Annotated in this window: 5 protein-coding genes; 1 reads left to right on the forward strand and 4 read right to left on the reverse strand. The window is 42.9% G+C overall.

Annotation, left to right across the window (positions count from 1 at the left end; genetic code table 11):
* The coding region (locus tag Q7P41_RS00340; RefSeq protein WP_303881149.1) for a M23 family metallopeptidase at positions 1-141 on the forward strand (141 nt) is incomplete at its 5' end.
* Positions 142-291: 150 nt separating this feature from the next.
* Here Q7P41_RS00340 and Q7P41_RS00345 read toward each other — a convergent pair.
* The 4 genes from Q7P41_RS00345 to Q7P41_RS00360 all read right to left on the reverse strand — a co-directional run.
* Positions 292-639 carry a hypothetical protein gene (locus Q7P41_RS00345; RefSeq protein ID WP_303881142.1) on the reverse strand — a complete coding sequence of 116 codons (348 nt, stop codon included), beginning with the start codon at positions 637-639 and terminating at the stop codon, positions 292-294.
* Complete coding sequence (locus Q7P41_RS00350; RefSeq protein ID WP_303881144.1) at positions 596-790, reverse strand: hypothetical protein; 195 nt, start codon at positions 788-790, stop codon at positions 596-598. Before Q7P41_RS00350 ends, Q7P41_RS00345 begins: the two co-directional genes overlap by 44 nt.
* 307 nt (positions 791-1097) lie before the next feature.
* Complete coding sequence (locus Q7P41_RS00355; protein ID WP_303881147.1) at positions 1098-2744, reverse strand: nucleoside kinase; 1647 nt, start codon at positions 2742-2744, stop codon at positions 1098-1100.
* A gap of 134 nt (positions 2745-2878) precedes the next feature.
* Positions 2879-3321, reverse strand: a 443-nt coding sequence (locus Q7P41_RS00360; RefSeq protein WP_303881148.1) for a proline/glycine betaine ABC transporter permease, incomplete at its 5' end; no start/stop codon positions are given.

Genomic DNA, 3321 nt, shown 5'->3' on the forward strand with positions numbered 1-3321 from the left:
AAGGAAGGCCAATTTGTACAAAAAGGAGAAGTTATTGCTCTTTCCGGACAGACCGAGAGGGCGACGGGCCCACATCTACACTTTGGGCTTTATCTTTTAGGAAATGCCGTCGATCCGGCGTCACTTTTTGAACGCCACTAGCTTAAATGCGCCTTATGTTATTTGCTAGATCATTTTAGACCATTTTCAGGAACCTTTTATTCGTCGACGCAAAGCCGGTGCCTTATTTGAAATAGAGCCTAAAAGGGGCGTTTTTACTCGTAATAAAATCTCTCTGAAACCATACTACACTTAATCATCATTGTTAAGCCTTCTAATCTTGTTCTCATAGACGTGGGATAGTCTTTCTGAAGATCGAACTATTTCCCTGGATAGCCATACAATGTCTGTAGAGTTCCTAGTTACCAGCAGCTTTTCTTTCGTCGCTTCATCCACTGTCGGACTTTCTAAGACCCTGTTTAATGGCGTATCCATATCGTAGGTCTTAAAGACTTTCCCACCCTCCCTTTTTCTCGTAGCGAGCTTCATCTGTGGCATGAACAAATTATGCCTCATGGCTACGAGCCTGAGCAATGAATCGAGAGCTTCCAGCCCTTCATCCGTGTCGTACCTCCTCCAGCCCGTATATGCCCTCATCATGGACCAGTTCTTGCTTTCCACGTAGGGCGAGCCGTTCTTCCTGTATGGCCTTGAGCGCGTAAAATCTATCCCCCTTTCCTTGCAAAAACCTTTTGCCCACTTCCTTTGCCCTTAACTCATGTATCATGATGACCGACTCACTCCTTAGCATTTATTTCCCTCCGATCTGAAGTCATCTCAAGAGGGATTATTAACTAGGGAGTGAGTCATTTTCAATCCGTTGATGCTGGGTCAATTATATGCCGGTGGTAACAACATTTCAAGACTTTTTGAGTTATATATAAAATTTTGATTGGTTTCTATATACATTTAACCCTTAAGTGTATATTCTAAAAGTTGATTATTATCAAACAGTTATGATATAATACATATTATGAGCGTTTTAATAATAAACAATAAGTTATCTTTATTTTTTATACTGCATTATTATGCATTTTATTAACATAATTGGATTTTTATTAAATCGTCTCAAAACAGCTTCCTCCGATGAACTCCCGTATTATCGAATTATTAGGAACGCCATCGGCAGGCATGAAGGGTACATAATGCAAAAAGGTCAACAATCTTTGCGCTTCGCCGAACATGGGCGAATCCTCATGAATATTTCTAAGTAAAGGTTCGGCATAACCTTTCAATACGGCAAGTTCATATACGGTAGCGGAATTGAACATAACATGAGCTCTCTCTTGATAGGGAAATATATGTTTTTGTGCTCCCCTTATCACCGATGGCCATTGGATTAAGGTCACTTCGGGACTCTTGCCCCTTGTCCGATAATCCCTGACCAATCGCCTTATAAGTCTGTTATCTGTCGTACTTGTCCTATTGTGGCGATCAAGATTAATCCCCGTTAAGGGGGAAACGTATATCCTCCACTTATTGTACTCAGGGATGCTTTTAGTGACCATTTCATTCAAGCCGTGAATCCCCTCAATAACTATGATGTCACCATCTTTAATACGCGTTCGTCTTCCACTTTCTCTTTTGCCCGTGAAAAAGTTAAATTTAGGGATTTCGACTTCTTCGCCATCGAAGAGCTTAACTAAGCTTTCGTTTATCAAATCCAAGTCAAGGGCTTCGATAGCTTCGAGATCATAATTGCCCTTTTCATCCTTAGGTGTTTTTTCTCTCTCAACAAAATAATCGTCCAGGGAAATTATAAACACCCGCTTACCAAACACCTGAAGTTGAATGCGCAACCGATGAGCAGATGTGGTCTTGCCTGAAGCCGAAGGTCCGGCGATACAGATCAACCTTATATTGTCATTTTCCGCAATATTTTTAGCCAATTTCGACAACCACTGAGAATGCAACGCTTCCGATATTTGTATTACATCATTGGATTCACCCCTTGAAACCAAGGCGTGAAGGTTTTCCATGGTATTTATTCCTAAGATATCAAGCCATCTTGCATATACAGTAAAAACTTCTGCCAAACGCTTAGAGGGCATAAAGGGCGGAAGCCCCTGAGGGTAGGCAACTGTCGGAAACCTCAATACCATGCCATGGTCGTATGGTATGAGGTCATAGGTTTTCATATAACCTGTAGACGGCGCAAGGGGCGCGTAAAAATAACCGTAGGTATTATCGCTTCTATAAACCTCTATAGGATCGACAGCTGCCCACATCAACAAGTTGGCCTTATCCATATTTCCTTGACGGGTAAATATTCTCTTGGCTTTGTCGCCCGATATTACCTCTCGTTTTATGGGAATGTCGGCTTTAACCAGTCTATCCAATTCACGTTTTACAGCATCTAACTTTTTCTCCGTGACTGGACCGGATTCCAGCTCGCAGTAATAGCCGTCGCTAATCGAGTGCCTGATGAATACGTCTTCCGACAAAGTGTTCATACAGGCAAGAACCAGCAAAAAACTGAGGCTTCTTCTGTATACTTCCATCCCCTCAAAGCTTGAGGTGTCCACAAACTCTATGCAACTATCGTCATCCACGACCCAATCCAAAGGGCGTAGGTAGCGATTTACTCTCCAAGCCACTATATTGGACTCGTGCCCCTTGCCACAAGCAACAAGCACATCCTGCCCCTTTACAGGTCGCTCAAAAACCAGCCTATTTCCCCTCTTTACATCGACGACAAAGCTCATGCTATGTTTTTTACCTCCACTATGGCTTTATTGTGCAATCGTCTATATCATACGAAAATCCCGCTAGTTTTATATTTTAGCATGGGATAATTTTCAAAGGAAGAAGCTTTTAAATAATAGTTTTCCGATTATCCTTACCTGGGCGGCTCCCATTTCTTAGCTATGGACTGAGTCACCCTATCGATAACTATAGCCATCACAACAACTGACAACCCCGCTTCAAATCCTCTGCCTATATCTATTCGATTTATGGAGAGCAACACCTCCTGGCCTAGTCCCCTGGCCCCGATCATCGAGGCAACGACAACCATAGCTAAAGCCATCATTGTAGTTTGATTGACACCGGTAAGAATGGAAGGCATTGCCAGCGGAATCCTTACTTCCTTGAGCAGTTGCCACTTCGTTGCACCATAAGCCAAAGCGGCCTCCTCTATGTTTTTAGGCACTTGCCTTAAACCCATATTCGTCAGCCTTATTACAGGTGGTAACGAATATATCAAGGTGGCCAAAACCGCAGGCACCTTGCCAAGGCCAAAGAGCATCATGGCCGGTATTAGATACACGAAGCTCGGCATGG

The organism is Acetomicrobium mobile (genome assembly GCF_937920065.1).

Bases quoted from the DNA above. Each gene is read 5' to 3' on its own strand.
- Q7P41_RS00345 (WP_303881142.1), bottom strand. From the start codon at position 639: ATGATGAGGGCATATACGGGCTGGAGGAGGTACGACACGGATGAAGGG.
- Q7P41_RS00350 (WP_303881144.1), bottom strand. From the start codon at position 790: ATGCTAAGGAGTGAGTCGGTCATCATGATACATGAGTTAAGGGCAAAG.
- Q7P41_RS00355 (WP_303881147.1), bottom strand. From the start codon at position 2,744: ATGAGCTTTGTCGTCGATGTAAAGAGGGGAAATAGGCTGGTTTTTGAG.